Annotated in this window: 16 protein-coding genes; 3 read left to right on the plus strand and 13 right to left on the minus strand. The window is 44.2% G+C overall.

Going from position 1 to position 16,347, the window contains the following annotated elements; translation table 11 throughout:
* Positions 1-7 precede the first annotated feature (7 nt).
* From ACR0QN_RS03855 to ACR0QN_RS03885, 7 genes are all read right to left on the minus strand, one after another.
* Entirely contained in the window at positions 8-1,051 is a 1,044-nt protein-coding gene (locus ACR0QN_RS03855) for a class B sortase (RefSeq protein WP_432649874.1), read from the minus strand.
* Between the two features lie 43 nt (positions 1,052-1,094).
* A complete protein-coding gene (locus tag ACR0QN_RS03860; RefSeq protein ID WP_432649875.1) occupies positions 1,095-2,993 on the minus strand; it encodes a class B sortase in 1,899 nt (632 codons plus the stop codon).
* A gap of 30 nt (positions 2,994-3,023) precedes the next feature.
* Entirely contained in the window at positions 3,024-3,977 is a 954-nt protein-coding gene (locus ACR0QN_RS03865; protein WP_432649876.1) for a class B sortase, read from the minus strand.
* Between the two features lie 33 nt (positions 3,978-4,010).
* Positions 4,011-4,958: a class B sortase gene (gene srtB / locus ACR0QN_RS03870; RefSeq protein WP_432649877.1), complete on the minus strand. Its 948-nt coding sequence runs from the start codon at positions 4,956-4,958 to the stop codon at positions 4,011-4,013.
* A gap of 208 nt (positions 4,959-5,166) precedes the next feature.
* A complete protein-coding gene (gene thiI / locus ACR0QN_RS03875) occupies positions 5,167-6,342 on the minus strand; it encodes a tRNA uracil 4-sulfurtransferase ThiI (protein WP_432649878.1) in 1,176 nt (391 codons plus the stop codon).
* A gap of 22 nt (positions 6,343-6,364) precedes the next feature.
* Positions 6,365-7,174 carry a PIN domain-containing protein gene (locus ACR0QN_RS03880; RefSeq protein WP_432649879.1) on the minus strand — a complete coding sequence of 270 codons (810 nt, stop codon included), beginning with the start codon at positions 7,172-7,174 and terminating at the stop codon, positions 6,365-6,367.
* Between the two features lie 15 nt (positions 7,175-7,189).
* Positions 7,190-8,326: a cysteine desulfurase family protein gene (locus ACR0QN_RS03885; RefSeq protein ID WP_432649880.1), complete on the minus strand. Its 1,137-nt coding sequence runs from the start codon at positions 8,324-8,326 to the stop codon at positions 7,190-7,192.
* A 394-nt stretch (positions 8,327-8,720) separates the two neighbouring features.
* Here ACR0QN_RS03885 and ACR0QN_RS03890 point away from each other — a divergent pair, with 394 nt between their 5' ends.
* Together ACR0QN_RS03890 and ACR0QN_RS03895 are read left to right on the plus strand one after the other, a co-directional pair.
* Positions 8,721-10,427, plus strand: a complete 1,707-nt coding sequence (locus ACR0QN_RS03890; protein WP_432649881.1) for a methyl-accepting chemotaxis protein — start codon at positions 8,721-8,723, stop codon at positions 10,425-10,427.
* Between the two features lie 30 nt (positions 10,428-10,457).
* The gene (locus ACR0QN_RS03895; RefSeq protein WP_432649882.1) at positions 10,458-10,901 is read left to right on the plus strand and encodes a GatB/YqeY domain-containing protein; all 444 of its coding nucleotides are present in this window, start codon (positions 10,458-10,460) and stop codon (positions 10,899-10,901) included.
* 62 nt (positions 10,902-10,963) lie between these two features.
* Here ACR0QN_RS03895 and ACR0QN_RS03900 read toward each other — a convergent pair whose 3' ends face one another.
* The 4 genes from ACR0QN_RS03900 to ACR0QN_RS03915 are packed head-to-tail and all read right to left on the minus strand — an operon-like array spanning position 10,964 to position 13,931.
* Positions 10,964-12,118 (minus strand): CPBP family intramembrane glutamic endopeptidase, encoded by a 1,155-nt coding sequence (locus ACR0QN_RS03900; RefSeq protein WP_432649883.1) that lies wholly within the window; start codon positions 12,116-12,118, stop codon positions 10,964-10,966.
* A gap of 45 nt (positions 12,119-12,163) precedes the next feature.
* Entirely contained in the window at positions 12,164-12,403 is a 240-nt protein-coding gene (locus tag ACR0QN_RS03905) for a hypothetical protein (protein WP_432649884.1), read from the minus strand.
* 35 nt (positions 12,404-12,438) lie between these two features.
* Complete coding sequence (locus ACR0QN_RS03910) at positions 12,439-13,590, minus strand: DUF2812 domain-containing protein (RefSeq protein WP_432649885.1); 1,152 nt, start codon at positions 13,588-13,590, stop codon at positions 12,439-12,441.
* Positions 13,587-13,931, minus strand: coding sequence for a PadR family transcriptional regulator (locus ACR0QN_RS03915; protein ID WP_432649886.1), 345 nt, complete (start codon positions 13,929-13,931; stop codon positions 13,587-13,589). The genes ACR0QN_RS03910 and ACR0QN_RS03915 overlap by 4 nt, the downstream gene beginning before the upstream one ends.
* A 308-nt stretch (positions 13,932-14,239) precedes the next feature.
* Here ACR0QN_RS03915 and ACR0QN_RS03920 point away from each other — a divergent pair, with 308 nt between their 5' ends.
* On the plus strand, positions 14,240-15,136 hold the full coding sequence (locus ACR0QN_RS03920) for an N-acetylmuramoyl-L-alanine amidase family protein (RefSeq protein ID WP_432649887.1): 897 nt from the start codon (positions 14,240-14,242) through the stop codon (positions 15,134-15,136).
* Positions 15,137-15,189: 53 nt separating this feature from the next.
* Here the strand turns inward: ACR0QN_RS03920 and ACR0QN_RS03925 are convergent, their stop codons facing one another.
* Together ACR0QN_RS03925 and spoIIAB are read right to left on the minus strand one after the other, a co-directional pair.
* Positions 15,190-15,870 (minus strand): sigma-70 family RNA polymerase sigma factor, encoded by a 681-nt coding sequence (locus ACR0QN_RS03925; protein ID WP_432649888.1) that lies wholly within the window; start codon positions 15,868-15,870, stop codon positions 15,190-15,192.
* A complete protein-coding gene (gene spoIIAB, locus ACR0QN_RS03930; RefSeq protein ID WP_432649950.1) occupies positions 15,857-16,327 on the minus strand; it encodes an anti-sigma F factor in 471 nt (156 codons plus the stop codon). The genes ACR0QN_RS03925 and spoIIAB overlap by 14 nt, the downstream gene beginning before the upstream one ends.
* Between the last annotated feature and the right edge of the window lie 20 nt (positions 16,328-16,347).

A 16,347-nucleotide genomic window follows, 5' to 3' on the forward strand; every position in this document is an offset into this window, starting at 1 on the left:
GTGACGATCACTCGTCTATATATGTACCACCGTTATATTTATAGTAGATGGCGGGCCATTTCGGATTTGGATTTTTGCTGAATTTTGTGGTATCAAAGTTTTCGGCAGTCTCACCGTCTCTCAGCTTTCTTGCAACGAGAACGTGACGGGAGTCGTCCCATTCGGTGGAGCAGGTGGAAAGTGTGAGATAAGCGTCGTTTTCATTGCAGTCAACGCCTGTAATAATGGTGCTTCGCTTGGTGATCTCATCCATAAAATTATCATAAGTATATTCATCGTTGAAATCAATATAATTCTGATAATCGAAAAGAGGTCTGTTATCGTCGTGCTCCGGCTTTGTATTGATAACAAAGGAGGAGATGATAACATAGGTATCTTCGGAATAATTTGTGTTGAAGTAGATGAACGGATTTTTGAGCCAATACGCAGGATCCCAGCGGTAGTAGTCCAGATTGCCGAACATTGTGCCGTCCTTCTGATTGTGGGCGTAAAGGATAATGTTATCCGAACGTTCATAACCGTCTGCAACGTTTCTGTAATCGGCAAAGCAGGTGCCGCATTGTCTCTGGTTATCGTAGAAATTGTGGTTGAGGTAGTATTCGTTGTCCTTTCCTTTTACCACAGGTTCGTCAACACAGTTCGGGATACGGACATATCCGATCGTGTCCGCATTGATATCAAGAAGCTCCTGTGCGGCAGGAAGGACTGTGAGTGGAGGCCTTTCTTCGGGGATAAGTTCTCCCGCATTTTCCGGTGATTGTTCGATTTCTGCAGAAGCAGTCTGAGTTATCACCGACTGTTGGGCTTTCTGATATATTACCTTTAAGGTATTGTGATTTTGTTTTGCCTCGTACATTTCATAAAAATAATTTCCGAGAATTACAGCACAGACAATAAGCACAACTATTGACAAAAGCACTATAAGCTTGCTTATCACCTCGGAGGAACTGTCGCCCTTCTGAGGGAAAAAAGATTCCTTAAAGCTTTTTTTAACCTTGGGTTTGGAGGACCTTCTTGGAGAAGAACCTCTTGCTTCATCGCTCATTGACATATGATATAACCTCTTAATTTAATTTTATGTGCCGTGTGACGGCTCAGTTGCCGTCGGAGTTTGCAGATGCGGTGGTTTGCTCTGTTACCGGGGCTGTAGTGCCGTTCTGAATGACCGGGGCAAGAGACAGTTTGGTGGAAGCTGTTTCGGAGCTTTCGGGAACTGCAGTATCCTCTGTTGTAGTTTCCGATGTGGGATCGGTATAGCAGGGAGCCTTGGTGCCATTTTCGTAAATTGGAGCAAGACCAAGCCTTGACCTCTCCTCGTGGTCGATCTTCAGAGTACTGGGAACTGTTGTAGTCTCTGTTGTTGTTTCCGCCAAAGACTCAGTAGTGGATTCAGTAGTGGATTCGGTGGTCGTTTCAATAGTCGTTTCGGAAATGGTAGTTTCAGATGTTGTTTCTGATTCGGTGCGGCTCAGGATAGCGTCCCAGTCTATCTGCTTTGCGTTTGGATTAAGTCTTGCTGATGAGAAGTTTATCGCCGAAATATCCTCGCCCTCACGAACCTTTCTTGCCATTACAACAAATCGTGAATCCGAATACTCGTTGCTGCAGGTGGAAAGCACAAGAAGCTTGTCCCCGTAAACAACGTCAATAGGCGGAATTATCTGGTTTCTCTCATTGACCTGAGACATATACCAGTTAAATGTACTCTCATTATTCAGAGTTTCGATATAGTCGTGATAATGGAAAACCTCACCTGCGGAATCCTGTTTTTCATAAACATTTGTAACGAAATATCCGAAAATGATATAGTCGCCGATTCCGTATTCGGTATTGAAAACCACAATAGGATTATTTTTATAAAAGTCAACGTTATTTTTATATAATTTGAGGTTTCCGAACATTGTGCCGTCCTCCTGGTTGTGACCGTAGAGAACGATGTTGGGAGATGTGTAATCCTCACTTACGGTGCAGCGGTAGTCCATAAAAATGGAACCTGCCTTATTTTTCCTGTCGTTGTAGGTGTGGGTCAGATAATATGTATTATCCGTTCCCTGAACAACAGGAAGTCTTATACCGCAGCCGTCGATCTCAATAAATCCCTTAACATTGTCGGAAAGTTCGATAAAGCTGTCCATAACGCTTTCGTTATGCTCGATACGCTCCTCGGTGGTTGGAGGGATAGTCTCAACCTCACCGTTTTCATTTATCGTAGTGGCGACAGTTGTGGTGACCATTTCGGCAATGCTTTCAGCTTCTTCCTGTGCTTCTTCAGACTGAACCAGAGTGCTTATAAGCATAATTCCCGCTGCGATAAACACGCCTGTTGAAGCGATAAATACAAGCTTTCGGATAATTTCGGCTGCGCTGTCTCCCTTCCAGGGGATCAAACCTTGTATAAATGGACGTTTTTCGGGTTTATTATTATCGGTGCCCGTATTGTTATCTGATTCGGCGATGTTATTATCAGGCTCAGAAGCTTCTTTGACACTATTTTCTTCGACAGCTTCTTTTTCATCGGAAATATTGCTGTCAGGTTCAAAATTATCCTCGGAAGCTTTGGCAGGGGAGTCATCTGTCTCAGCAGGTCCCTCTTCGGGAATTTTTGCAGATACAGCGTCAATGCCTGCCTCCTCGTCGAAAATAACTATCATTCCATCCTCGTCGGTAACGGGTTCGGTGATTATTTCCTTTTGTTCTGTATGCTCGGAAGCTTTTGCTGTGCTGTGTTCGGAGAAGCTTACGTTCTCTTCGGAGCCGTCAGATATCTCCACGGGGGGCTTGTCGATAGTGCTCTGAAAACCGCTGCCAAATGCGGCTGCGTCCTCAAAAAATTTGGAAAAATCCCTGATATCTTTTGGGGGATTTTCGGTATCTATATTTATATCGGGCTTTGGATCGCTTTTGATGTCATCGGGGATAAAATCCTCGATAAGGCTGTCGAAAAAAACCGATACGGCAGCTTCGTTTTCAGAAGCCTTTTTTTCTTCTGACATATATCATTACCTCAATAAAATTATAAGGATTCAGTTTCCGTATATGAAATTCCAATCCGGCTCCTTGGCGTCCGGATTGAGCTTTGCAAGCGATGTGTCCACCTCGGGGCTTTCACCGTCACGGACCTTTCTGCCGATAACGATGAACCTTGAAGGTTCAAACTCGTTGCTGCAGGTGGAGAGTGTCATAAACTGATCTCCCTCTTCCACGTCAACTCCTGTGATTATTTCGGAACGCTCTGTCACATTCTTCATAAACTGCTCATAGGTATATTCCTTTGAGCCGAAGCGGATATAATTCTGGTAATCAAAAACCACTCCGTCTCTTGTCTGATCGGGGTTGACCTCGCACACGAAAAGAGCAATGATTTTATATGTATACTCTTCATAAAGATTGGAGAATGTGAATGTGGGGTGCTGGAGATAGAAATCAAACTTGCTTGTATTCTGCTTTGTGATCTTGTACTTCTGGAGAGTGCCGAACATTGAGCCATTAGCCTGATTGTGACCGTAAAGGATAATGTTGTCGCTTTGTCTGAAGCCATAGTCGTTTACCACACAGCGGAAATCGGCAAATACGGTCCCCGGCTGAGAACTTTTGCCGTAGAAATCGTGGTTGAGATAAAAATCATTATCGCCGCACTGGACCACAACATTATTTATGGAGGTTCCGCCTACTGTTATCCAGCCTGCGGTGTCGGGATTGTCGGCAATGAAGCTTTTCATAGAGTCCAGTTCTACAAGAGGCTCAAGGACTGTAGTAGCTTCAGTCGTGGTCGTTTCGGAAACTGTTGTTGTCTCGGGAACGGTAGTCTCCTGGGTTATCATTACCGTGTCGGTGTGACGATTGATAAGATCCTTGTTAAGATCTTCCGCACGCTTCTCCTGAATAAGATAATATGCAAGATAACCGAGAGAAATAACCAGTATAATAGAAGCAGCGATTATTATGACTGTTCTTGATTTTTGCTCTTTGTTGTTCATTTGTTCTACCTCAAAATTTATATTTTTATAATGTTATTTAAATATTACTGTCCAGTCCGGTTCCTTTGCGTTGGGGTTAAGGTACGCTGTTGATGTGTCAACCGAAGGATCCTCGCCCTTTCGTGTCTTTCTTGCAAATATCACAAATCTCGAAGGTTCAAACTCGTTGCTGCAGGTGGAGAGGGTAAGGAACTCGTCTCCGTACTTTACATCAACAGAAGTAACTATCTGAGAACGTTCGGTGATATTTTCAATAAACTCGTTATATACAGCCTTGTCGGAAAGGTCAAGGTAATTGTGATAATCAAAGACCACCCCATCCGAAGTCTGCTCGGGCTTGACCTCAGTTACAAAATATGCGAATATTTTGTAAACATCGGAACGGTAATTTGAGTTAAATGTAATAGTCGGGTGTTGAATGTAGTGATTGAGATTTTTCTTGTAATCCTTGAGACTGCCGAACATTGTTCTGTCCTTCTGGTTGTGACCGTAAAGAACAAGATTGTCCGACCGCTTTGAAGCTGTGAGAACATTTCGGTAATCAAGAAAAACCGTTCCTGCCTTGTTGCTGCTGCCGTTAAATGAAGTTTTAAGGTAATCCTCGTTGTTGTCTGTCTGTACAACGGGAAAATCCACCTCGGTGCCTTCAATGCAGATATATCCCACCGTATCGGGATTTATTTTCAGCATTTCCTGCGCTCCCGCAAGTATCTGACCGTCGGAGGTGTGGGATATTACCGACTGGTAGAGACTTTTAAGGGAATCGTTTAACTGCTTTGCTGAAAAAGACAGCCTGAACTCGTTTGCCAGTATCAGACCGCAGGCGATGAGAACCAGCACCGCAAACTGCGTAAACAGCTTTGACAGCACTTCCTTTATGCTGTCGCCTTTTTGTATAAGAAGCCAATGGCCTCGTTTAGCTTTTTTCTTTGCTTTAAGGGCTTTTTTGTACGCCTTTTTAGCACTTTTTGACATTGCCATTTTAAAGTATCTCCCTGCCTGCTTTATGGCGGGCGCAGACGTCTGTGAAGATTTACCCCGAATATAGACGTCTATATAATTCTATAATACACTTTTTCGGACTCAATGTCAAGGAAACCGCATAAAGTTTGTGACATATATCAAATACTGTACGTACTTTTTTACGATTAGGGGTGATATTTCACTTTATTTACACAGGTCTGTCAAATTAACCGATCTTAAAATGCTTTACTTCGGTCTCATCCACCGCTTTTTGGATAAGCGGCTCGAAATCAAAGGAGTTCTGCGCTGCAATAACTTCATCAAGTGTGGGACGAGTCTTTGGGTGTTTGGGAGTGAAAACTGTGCAGCAGTCCTCATATGGCTCAATGGAGATGTCAAAGGTGTCTATCTTTCTTGCAATGGCGATTATCTCAGTCTTATCCATACCGATAACGGGGCGGAAAACAGGCATACGGCAGGCGTTGTCGGTGCACACGATAGCGCCCATTGTCTGGCTTGCCACCTGTCCTACGCTTTCGCCTGTGATGAGGGCGGTGATGTCGTTTTTCTCGCATATGCGCTGGGCTATCTCCATCATAAGGCGTCGCATAATTATGGTAAACAGCTCCTCGGGGCAGTTATCCCTGAGAGCCTCCTGGATTTCTGTAAAAGGAACGCAGTAAAATGTGGTATCTCCGCACCAGGGGGCAATTTTTTCACAAAGCCTTTCCACCTTGAGACGTGCTCTGTCGGAGGTGTAGGGGGGAGAAACATAGTGGATAGCCGAGATGTCAATGCCTCGTTTTGCCATCATATATCCTGCAACAGGGCTGTCAATGCCGCCCGAAAGCAGGAGCATTGCCTTGCCCGATGTGCCTACGGGTATGCCGCCTGCCGCTTCTCTGTTGCCTGTGTGGATATAAGCGTTTGTGTCCCTTATCTCCACATTAACGGTGACGTCCGGATTTTTTACGTCAACCTCGAGACGTGGAAAATTATCGAGTATTCGTCCGCCAAGCTCGGCGCATATCTCGGGAGATCTCATCGGGAAACGCTTGTCTGAGCGCTTTGCCTGTACCTTGAAGGTACGTGCACAGGAAAGCTCCTCGCCGCAGTATGTGAGCACATCACGGCAGATGACCTCAAAATCCTTTTCGGTTATCATTGCACGGCAGATGGCAGCTGCTCCGAATACCTTTGACGCTCTTGAAACAGCCTCGTCCATATCTATGCTGTCGTCCGCAGGTTCGCAGTATATCATTGACTGTGAGCGGGTGTAGATGAATTTTCCGAGAGGCTTGAGACGGTGGCGGAGATTTTTTATAAACGCTTCCTCAAAATTTCTTTTGTTTAAGCCCTTGAGAGCAATTTCGCCCTCTTTGAGCAGAATTATTTCTTTCATATGAGATATTTATCCTTTCAAATCAGTTATGTATGCTGCTGACGGCTTTCTTTGAAAGCTTTCTTATATTTAAATATTCGGGGCGCAATGCCTTGTAGAAGCGAAGTCCCTCTTCCATACCGAATTTCTTTGTCATACCCGTGTAGAAATGCTGCTTGTCCGAAGATGACTTTGCAAGGTCGATAATTGCTTTGCCTGCATCATTCCCAATACCCTCGGCGGTGAATATCCCCATAATTCTGATAACTTCCGGGGGCAAAGTGCCGTTATTTTCAGACGCATTATCGGAGCTGCTGACAGATGTGCTTTGAGAAGCTGCTCTTTCCTCCTTTTTTATTTCCGAAAGGGGAGTGGACATATCCTCGGAGGGTGTCGGGTTTCCGGTTACAGATTTATCATCACATTTCGGCATTACATTTTCTTTTCCGGGCAGCATAGCCGGGTCAATAACGGTCTGGCGGAAAACATAGCGGATATTCGGAATAAGTTTGATTTCCAGGTCGCCTATGCCCATAGTCTTTTCCCAGAATGACTTGACCGCAAGGAAGCCATTGTCAGCGCTTACAATGTAGAATTTTCTATCCTCACTGACTGCCGCAAGATAGCCGAGAAATGAATCAAGCTGAAAATCAAGAGCATTTTTCGCTCCTGCCGTTACGCAGATGTAGTTTACCTTTGCACTTGATGTCATTATGTTTCTGTGAGCGTCAAAGCTGAGACTTGCGGCGCTTTGGGTGTAGAAGATATAAACGGTATCGCTTTCGCTTAGTTTGTCGATACCTGCAAGTCCTGCAGATGTCACGTTTTCAAAATCCACGAGAAAAACAGACATATTATCATTCCTTTATCATCTTTTTGCGAGGCTTAGATATCCCTCCTGAATTGCGGTTACGAGAGCCTCAATTTCTCCGCAGGAGGACATTCTGCTGAGTGATACTCTTATTGCAGAATCGGCGGTTTTGTCGGGAATACCCATAGCGGTGAGAACGCTGCTGTGACCGCCCTTTGAGCAGGCAGAGCCGCTGGAGACATATATATTCTTGCTTTCAAGAAAATGCAGCATAATTTCCGAGCGTATACCGTTTACGGAGAAATTCAGAATGTAGGGGCACTGCTCCTCAGCGTTGGAATTGATCGTGATGTAATTAAGAGTGGAAAGCTTTTTCCTGAGCCTGCCGCTGAGCTCTTCCGCATTGGAATATGCCGTGGCTATGGTCGGAAGCTGAGAGCGGACAGCCGCACCGAATGCGCTGATAAGTGGAACGGATTCCGTGCCCGAGCGCAGACCTTTTTCCTGTCCGCCGCCAACCATTCTCGGAGCAATTCTTATACCCTTGCGGATATACATTGCACCAACACCCTTTGGTGCGTGGACTTTGTGGCCGCTTACCGTTATAAGGTCGGCATTAAGGTCGGCAGTTTTGATTGGCAGCTTCATAAACGCCTGAACAGCGTCGCAATGGGTGATACATTCGGGATAAAGACGCTTTATCTGGGTGAATATCCGCTTAACGGGCATTATAGCACCCGTTTCGTTATTGACATACATACAGGAAGCAAGACAGGTATTGTTATCCACAGCGGCAATAAATTCATCTGCGTCCACAGAGCCGTCACGCTGGGGCTTTATTCGGACTGCCTCAAAGCCGTTTCTTTCAAGAAGTTTTATCGCTTCCTCCACCGAGGGGTGCTCCACCGCAGAGACAACGATTTTCTTCTTCCTTCTGCCGTAATTTTCCGCAGCACCCAGAATAAGTGTATTGTTTGCCTCGGTAGCCCCGGAGGTAAAGGTGATACATTCGGGCTGGCAGACAAGGGCGGCGGCAATGGATTTCCTTGCGTCGGTAACGGCAAGCTCGGCGCTCAGACCTACTTTATGTAAAGACGATGGGTTTCCGTAATTCTCGGTCATAGCCGCAATGCAGGCGCTAACTGCTTCATCGCAGGGCTTTGTGGTAGCGGCGTTGTCAAGATATGCAGGCATAATATCATCCTTTCAGCATTGAATGGTGCATAATTACTTTTATTATACTACATTTTTCGCCGGATTTCTATAGTTTAAGCAAAATTTATTCTAATCGTCGTTCAACTTAGTTGTTTTTAACATAATCAAAGTTGGATTTCTTAAATATAATGTTCATACTACAGAAAAATAATATTGCAGAAATAAAATGTTGCGTAAAAATTAACAAATTTAATTAACAAATATGGTATAATATAGTTAATTTAGTGTCGCATTATGGCGATTATTTACCGTAAATACAGTTTATTGGGAAAGATGGGTTTTCATATGGCTGCATCAGCTTTGGAAAAAAAAGTCAAAAACGAAAAAGACTAAAGAGAAGAAGATCAAGGAAAAGAAGCATAAGAACGTAAAAATGCTTTCTGACGGCAAAACGCTTGTCCTTGGCAAAAAAACAACCATCCGGGGCCGTATCGTAAGACTTTCGGTCATCGGAGTTTTTGCGGCTATTGTTACGCTTACTGCTTTTAATCTTATAATGATGTACAGCAGCGTTTCAGCTTCGTCCAAAAGCGAGATAGAGCTGCTTACAATATCCTATTCATCTGCCATTTCCAATGCGGATATTTCCAAAAACAAAAATTATCTGAACGATATTTTTAATAGCTTTGACGAGGTGAATACATACGGAGGCTTCGGATTTGTTGTTACCGAAACGGGAAATGTTATTTCCGAGACCTCAAGCGAGCTGATAAATAAAGGTGACAGTTTGCCCGACAAGGCTGCCGAAGATACGGGCTACAGCGAACTTGCCGCTCTGGTCGATACTCTTAATCACAATAACTACGACTTTGAAAGCATTGTTAAGCAGGGGCAGAAGATCATTTCTCTCTGCGGAAAAAAATATCTGGCAGGCTGGGCAAATATTGAGAATTTTGATTCCTGCTATACATTTATACTGCTTCCCTACAACAGCATAATGAAGCCATTTACCGTTTCTGCAGTAATTGCTCTTTCCATTGCTGTTATCTTCATCGCAGCGTCTGTGGCAGTTTCACTTAATGCAGCACAGAAGATAACAAAGCCTATTACCGACGCTATCGACCGCCTTACAGCACTTTCTAAAGGTGATCTGGAGTCGCCGTCTCCCGTTACGGACAGAAATGACGAGACCCTTGTTCTTCTCAGCTCTCTCAATGATACCATTACTTCGCTGAACGCATATATAACCGATATCAGGAATGTCCTTTCCGCAGTTGCTGACGGTGATCTTCTTGTATGCTCCGATACGGTATACACAGGTGATTTTGAGACTATCAGAGACGCTCTTGATAAGATAAGGACATCTTTAAACGGCACATTCAGCGAGGTCCACAAGGCTGCTCTTTCTGTAAAGGAATGTTCCGTACACGTTTCAGACGGAACGGCTGTACTTTCAAAGAACACTTCCGATGAGGCAGGCACTATGCAGCAGCTGACAGCATCTATTTCTCAGATAAACGAGAAGATAAACGAAAACGCTCACGAGGCTGAAAATGCCAGAAGGCTCACAGCTTCCGCAGATGAGGCTGCAGAGCAGGGAAGCGGAAATATGCGCCGTATGATAGAAGCTATAAAGGAGATTGAGACCTCTGCTTCTGAGATCGAAAAGATAATCAACGTTATTGACGATATTGCCTTTCAGACAAATATCCTGGCTCTTAACGCTGCTGTTGAGGCTGCCCGTGCCGGAGACGCAGGCAAGGGCTTTGCGGTAGTTGCGGACGAGGTAAGAAACCTTGCTAACAAATCTGCCGAGGCTGCCGCTCAGACAGGTATTCTCATTCAAAATTCCATCAATTCCGTCAGAAACGGCACAGAACTCGCCGATGCTACTGCCAAGTCTCTTGACAAGGTCGTTGAAATGGTTTCCTCCGTTTCAGATATTATGGACAGGATCGCCGTTTCAGCTGCAGATCAGGCTGAGTCTGTTGCTCAGATAAACCACGGAATGGAAGCCATCAACGGAAGTATTAAGGATAATTCCGTGACCGCAGAAAAGAATGCGGAAGTCTCCCAGGAGCTTTCTGACCAGTTTGAGGTGCTAAACAGGCATATCAACAGATTTAAATTCAAGGCTTAACTGCCTTCAAAATACAAAGAGGTGTTTTTTATGGAATTTACCGAGCTTCAGAGTGCTCTCAAGGACGCAATGAAAGCAAAGGATACTATGAAAAAGGAGGCTGTTCAGACGCTTATTGCAGCTGTGAAAAAAGCTGCTATCGACAGCGGAACAAGGGATAACATTTCTTCCGAACTGGTCGACAGCGTTGTTCTCAAGGAGCTGAAAGTTGCAAAGGAGCAGGTTGATACCTGTCCTCCCGAGTGCGAAAGCCAGCTTGAAGAATACAAACTCAAGTATGAAATCATCAAGAGCTTTGCCCCTGCCCAGATGTCCGAAGAGGAGCTTTATCCATTTATCAAGGAAAAATTCGGTGAGCTTATTGCTTCCGGCAACAAGGGCGCATATATGAAGGCTATAATGGCTGAACTTAAAGGCAAGGCTGACGGCAAGCTTATCAACAAGGTAATATCCGATATCGCATCGGGAAAATAATGTTATAAAAAAGCCTCGGAAAATGCAGGACAAAAGCATTTTCCGAGGCTTGATTTATTAAATTACAGTGCCGTTACAAGAGTGCAGGCTGTCCAGATGCAGAAAACTGCCGATATCCAGAATGTGGGGCATTTTAAGAGTGCCTGCCAGGTAAGCTTCTTTTCTTCCCCGTCTTCCATTGCATATGAATAGTCGGCAACAATGATGTCGCTGCTTGTGATCTTTCCCTGTTTCTTCAAAAGGATCACCAGGGCAATGATACCGATGACCATTTCAACTGCAAACACAGTAATTTCACCTTGTGCTGCAGCTTCTGCGCCGATAGAGGAAGCCAGCTTGTATTCAAAGACATAGCCTAAGATATACGCATTAAGGTTTGCGGTCATATGACATATTACAGCAGAAATAACAGAACCGCTCTTGAGTGCGATATATCCGAATACAAGTCCCAGGAGGAAGCCGTTGAACATCTGATTGAAGTTGCAGTGCATAAGACCGAAGAATATTGCAGAAGCGATCAAAGCAAAGGTGCGGTTCACAGGTGCAAGAAGGTTCATTACTGCTCCTCTGAACATAAGCTCCTCAAGCACAGGTGCGGCAATGACCATATAAATAAAGAGTATGATATTCATTGCCATATCGTCAGAAAAGCTCATTGCTGAGGTTACTGATTCGTTAATTCCCGAATATCCGGTAATGCTCATTACTAAATTCTGAATAAGTATCGACGCTCCCTGAACGCCAAGTATTCCCACCGCTGCAAGAGCCACCGATAATGCCGGAGCTTCGATTTTTCCAAGTGTGTTTTTAAGCTTGAACTGCTTTTTGCCCGCACATATGATGATAAGGGATATGATATTGGCTGCAATGGTAGTTACTGCGTTTATGTAGACCATATCGCTGCCCGACATAAGCTGCTGTGTAAGGGCTTCGGTGAGCTGCATAGTATCATAATCGGGATGTTCTGCCATTAAAGGCACCATCAGCTTTGCTGATACAACAGAGATAATGATCATCATTATCACAAGTGCAAGACCCTGCTGCCAAAGAATAAGCGAGCCTGCCCAGTTGTAGCCTTTTTTGATCTTTCGGCGGAGCATTACTGTGCTTTCGCCTTCATCGGGTCTGATCTCCTGTCCCCAAGAATACTGTGGAGCTGAAGTTTCGCTTTCCGTTTTGTTGAGTTCAATGTTAGTGTTTTCGTTGATCTCACTCATAAGTTATTCTCCTTTTGTGAAATAAATTGTTTATAAAGCTTCTGTTCAGCCTAAAACTATCGCTCCCGTCTGGACCATAACACCTAAAACGGAATTGGCAAGAGCAAGTATCAGGGCAATTATATCTATCACGATAATAAAGCCTGTTTTGTGGGTCTCACGGTTTTTGATGCCGAATACAAGGCTTATTATACTGCACGGGTATGTTATGATGGGGAGCAGAAGCGAAAAGATCGCACCGATGATCATTAAAATAAGGCTGGGGATATGAATTTTCTTTTCCATAAAAAAGTACCTCTTTCTATAAAGATTATAAAATTTTATTTGTTTTGATTATGCTTTTTTCTCATTCGTAAATAGAAGCCAATGGTTTTGCTGCTGAAAAATACAAATTCAATAATGACCAGCAGATATATGGGCACAATCCACACCATCTCCGGGTCTTTTATGCCCAGGATAACGATAAATACTGCTGCGATCACCGCAAAAAACAGCATAGGAATTCCCAGAGTAAACGCCATTCTCTGCGCTCTTTTGAGCATTGTGGCTCCGTCGGTGTAAAATTCGGGACATTCCTCCTCTTCGGAATATTCCTTTGACCACACCACAAAGCACATTGTCCTCATCATAGAAGTAAATTCCAGTTTCCAGCCGTCGTCCTTGCCCTGAAGATAGTAGTCGTCAGAGGCTTCACCCTGATAGTCCACCACAAATTTTATATTGCAGGGCTCAGACTTGATAAAGTAAAAGGTCACGCCCATTTCGTCAAAGCGGTAAAATTTCCAACCCTTACGAGCCATTTCCTCCACCATTTTTTCCGCCTTGTCGGGGGCGTAGAACCATCCGAGAGGATTTCGCTTTATCATCTGACCGCTTTTGAGCATCTGCTTTTCTTCCTCTTTGGAGTAGATGAAATTCTCCTGCGGTATGGTTTTTACAAACCCTTTAAGACCAAGGTCGGCGCTTTTCTTTGACAGATTTTTATTTGCTTTCCAACTGCAGATAATAAGTATCAGCAGAATGATCTCTGCTGCTGCGGCAGAAACAAATCCTGGGTTTTCAAGGACGAACCGTCCGCCCTCGACCGCCGAGCCTCCGAAGCCGGACAGATATCCAAGAAAATAGCAGAATATAAACATAATGACAAGAATTGAAACTCTGTTCACTGTCTGCCAGAATTTGTATGACGGGACGTTCTTAGTTTCGGTATCGGGATTATATGCTATGTAGAAGTTTCGGCTGCCGCATACAGATATCCATCCGTTTGCCGAAACGCCTTTCGGAGCTTCGCCGCCGCAGTTTTTCAGCCTGCATATGCGGTATATAACATCGTTCTTTTCTCCCTCTTCAAAGGTGAACATTCCCGAAAGTGGAGAAAAGGCAGAAAGATGATATCCCGAGCTGTGAAGTGCCGCCAGTTTCTTTTCCGTAACAGTAACGTCCCAGAACCAGAACGGTATGAATTTTTTCATTCGCTCTTATCCTCCTTAAAATAGTCCTCCATAGTTTTCATATCCTCGCAAACCTGTTTGATACGTTTCATTTCTGCTCTCAGAAGCTCTTTGCCAAGATCCGTTATCTCGTAAATTATCCGCTTGTCGCTGTCGTCGTAAACCGAAATTATACCGTCACGCTGCATTTTGGTCAGCGTTCCGTATATTGTTCCCGACCCAAGCTTTATGCGGTCACGGGTAAGCTCAGAAACGAATTTGGCAATGCCGTAGCCGTGGCGGGGCTCGCTCATTGAAAGAAGAATGTAAAACGCAGTCTCGGTCATAGGGAGATATGATCTGAACAGCTTTTCTTTATCCATTCTTCATATTCTCCTTTCCATTGCCTCGGTTTATTTAATGTATTTCACCGTGACATATCAAGCCTTGATATGTCACGGCGTGATATATATCATAGCTTGAGTATATCACGGTGCGACATATCTGTCAATAGAGTTATATGCTTTTTGTAGAATATAACAATCTTCCCCTTTGATATATATACAAAGTTGTAGCAATTGCACATCAGATTAAGCTTTGATTAAAAAAATATAAATGCTATTGACATATTTGACCCTTTGTGCTATAATAAAAATGCAATCAATTTTGGAAAATAAAAGGAGAATGTTTTATGATAAAGCGCAAAATAGTGTCGATCGCAATGGCGGCAGTTCTTGCTGCATCCGCACTTCCCGCAATGTCTGCAACAGCTTCTGCTGCCTGGGTAAAATCCGACAGCGGCTACAGTTATAAGGACGATACAACAGGAAAAAAGCTTACAGGCTGGCAGACAATTGACGGAAGCAAGTATTATTTTGACAAAAAGGGATATGCTGTTACAGGCTGGAAAAAAATAGGTGATGATAAGTATTATTTCAGCGCCTCGAAAAAGGGCAAAATGCTCACAGGCTGGAGTAAGATAGGCGACAGCAGGTATTATTTCGGCAAGGACGGCAAAATGAGAACAGGTTTCGTCAAGCTCAGCGGCAAGACCTATTATTTTGGTACTGACGGCAAGATGAGAACCGGTAAGCTGAAAATAAACGGCAAGGTTTACGATTTCGGTAAGGATGGCGTACTAAAGACAGGCTCTTCTTCTTCGGGCAGTTCTTCAAAGCTTATGGCTCCTCTTGACGGTCTTAAATGGGGAATGAGTCAGGAATCTGTCATCAAAGCCGGAAATTTTGATAAGTATGTTAACGTTGGCTCGATGCTTATGGTTATGGATTCCGCACCTTATAAGTATTATATTTTTGATAAGAATGATAAACTCGTTTGCGTCGGCTATGCTTCCGATGAAGGCACTAAATATCTTGAAACATTCAAAGGCTATTTCAAAGACGCAGGATGGAAGTTTGAAGTATCCAGCAAAGACGGCAGTGAATATACATATGTTTACTCCAAGGGAGATCAGTACGGAGGACTTTTCTATACTGACGAAATGGTAATGACAATGATATTCTCCGACGATCTTTCAGATCAGGTCGCAGACGGAGCGGATTTTTCCGATGTTGTTGATCTGGGCTGACCTATAAAATAATAACGGCTTCGGTACATTTATGCACCGAAGCCGTTTTATGACTAAAGCAGATCCTTTCTCAGTTCAGAAAGGATCTTTTTTTCCCGACGTGAGACCTGCACTTGGGTCATTCCCAGAACTGCGGCTGCACGGCTCTGAGTAAATGAACGGAAATACCGCAGGAAGATAAGCTTCCTGTCATCTGCTTCAAGCCTGTCCATTGCCTGTTTCAGAGCAATGCCCTCGTAAATATCCGCTTCCCTGAAAGGAGAGGGGATATCCTGCTCTTCACTTTCATCACTTTCTACGTATCTTGTAAGAGACAGGCAGGGCTGTGCCGCCGACAGAGCCTCAGCTATTTCATCGGGCTCGCAGCCCATTTCCTGTGCAAGCTCCGCTATAGAAGGTTCTCTGCCATTTCGGGAAATAAAGCTGTTTTTTTCACGTACAGCCTTTAGCGAAAGCTCTTTGAGACTTCGGCTCACCTTTACCGTTCCGCCGTCACGGAAGATACGCTTTATTTCGCCAAGTATCACAGGAACGGCATAGGTGGAAAATTTAACGCCCCGATCTTCATCAAAGGAGTTCGCAGCTTTTACAAGCCCTACGCACCCTGAACTGTAAAGCTCCTCGTACTCAATTCCACGGTTTCTGAAACGGTTGGCGCACAGGTGCACAAGTCCGAGATTTTCCGTAACAAGCCTGTCTCTGCTTTCCTTTACGGATATCTCAGCTGCATTCATTTTCAGAAGCCCCCGTCCTTACAAGACTTGTTGAAAAAATACGTTTTTTCATAACCACCGAGGTGCCTTTACCTACCGAACTTTTAACGCTTACGCTGTCCATAAAGCTCTCCATTACAGCAAAGCCCAGACCTGCCCGTTCCTCCTCGGGAGCAGTTGTGAACAGCGGCTCCATAGCACGCTTTACGTCTGCAATTCCGCACCCCCTGTCCCTTATTTTTATGTACAGGATATCTCCCTCGAGGATCCTGCATACAAGTTCGATATTTCCCGTACAGTTCCTATAACCGTGAACGATGGAGTTTGTAACTGCCTCCGAGACAGCAGTCTTGATATCCGCAAGTTCACTTACAGAGGGATCCATCTGCATAACAAAAGCAGTCACAACGCTTCTTGCCACCGCTTCATTGCAGCTTTTCGGGGAAAGAATGACCCTCATTTCATTTTTTACCTGAATCATATCATCTATCCTTTCAC

It is taken from the genome of Huintestinicola sp., from assembly GCF_050874005.1.
Lineage (GTDB): Bacteria > Bacillota > Clostridia > Oscillospirales > Ruminococcaceae > Huintestinicola.

Coding starts and splice junctions, on each gene's coding strand:
- ACR0QN_RS03880 (WP_432649879.1), bottom strand. CDS start 7,174: ATGTCTGTTTTTCTCGTGGATTTTGAAAACGTGACATCTGCAGGACTT.
- ACR0QN_RS03900 (WP_432649883.1), bottom strand. CDS start 12,118: ATGAGTGAGATCAACGAAAACACTAACATTGAACTCAACAAAACGGAA.
- ACR0QN_RS03905 (WP_432649884.1), bottom strand. CDS start 12,403: ATGGAAAAGAAAATTCATATCCCCAGCCTTATTTTAATGATCATCGGT.
- ACR0QN_RS03910 (WP_432649885.1), bottom strand. CDS start 13,590: ATGAAAAAATTCATACCGTTCTGGTTCTGGGACGTTACTGTTACGGAA.
- srtB (WP_432649877.1), bottom strand. CDS start 4,958: ATGGCAATGTCAAAAAGTGCTAAAAAGGCGTACAAAAAAGCCCTTAAA.
- ACR0QN_RS03855 (WP_432649874.1), bottom strand. CDS start 1,051: ATGTCAATGAGCGATGAAGCAAGAGGTTCTTCTCCAAGAAGGTCCTCC.
- ACR0QN_RS03915 (WP_432649886.1), bottom strand. CDS start 13,931: ATGGATAAAGAAAAGCTGTTCAGATCATATCTCCCTATGACCGAGACT.
- ACR0QN_RS03925 (WP_432649888.1), bottom strand. CDS start 15,870: ATGAATGCAGCTGAGATATCCGTAAAGGAAAGCAGAGACAGGCTTGTT.
- ACR0QN_RS03920 (WP_432649887.1), top strand. CDS start 14,240: ATGATAAAGCGCAAAATAGTGTCGATCGCAATGGCGGCAGTTCTTGCT.
- ACR0QN_RS03865 (WP_432649876.1), bottom strand. CDS start 3,977: ATGAACAACAAAGAGCAAAAATCAAGAACAGTCATAATAATCGCTGCT.
- ACR0QN_RS03860 (WP_432649875.1), bottom strand. CDS start 2,993: ATGTCAGAAGAAAAAAAGGCTTCTGAAAACGAAGCTGCCGTATCGGTT.
- ACR0QN_RS03890 (WP_432649881.1), top strand. CDS start 8,721: ATGCTTTCTGACGGCAAAACGCTTGTCCTTGGCAAAAAAACAACCATC.
- ACR0QN_RS03885 (WP_432649880.1), bottom strand. CDS start 8,326: ATGCCTGCATATCTTGACAACGCCGCTACCACAAAGCCCTGCGATGAA.
- ACR0QN_RS03895 (WP_432649882.1), top strand. CDS start 10,458: ATGGAATTTACCGAGCTTCAGAGTGCTCTCAAGGACGCAATGAAAGCA.
- thiI (WP_432649878.1), bottom strand. CDS start 6,342: ATGAAAGAAATAATTCTGCTCAAAGAGGGCGAAATTGCTCTCAAGGGC.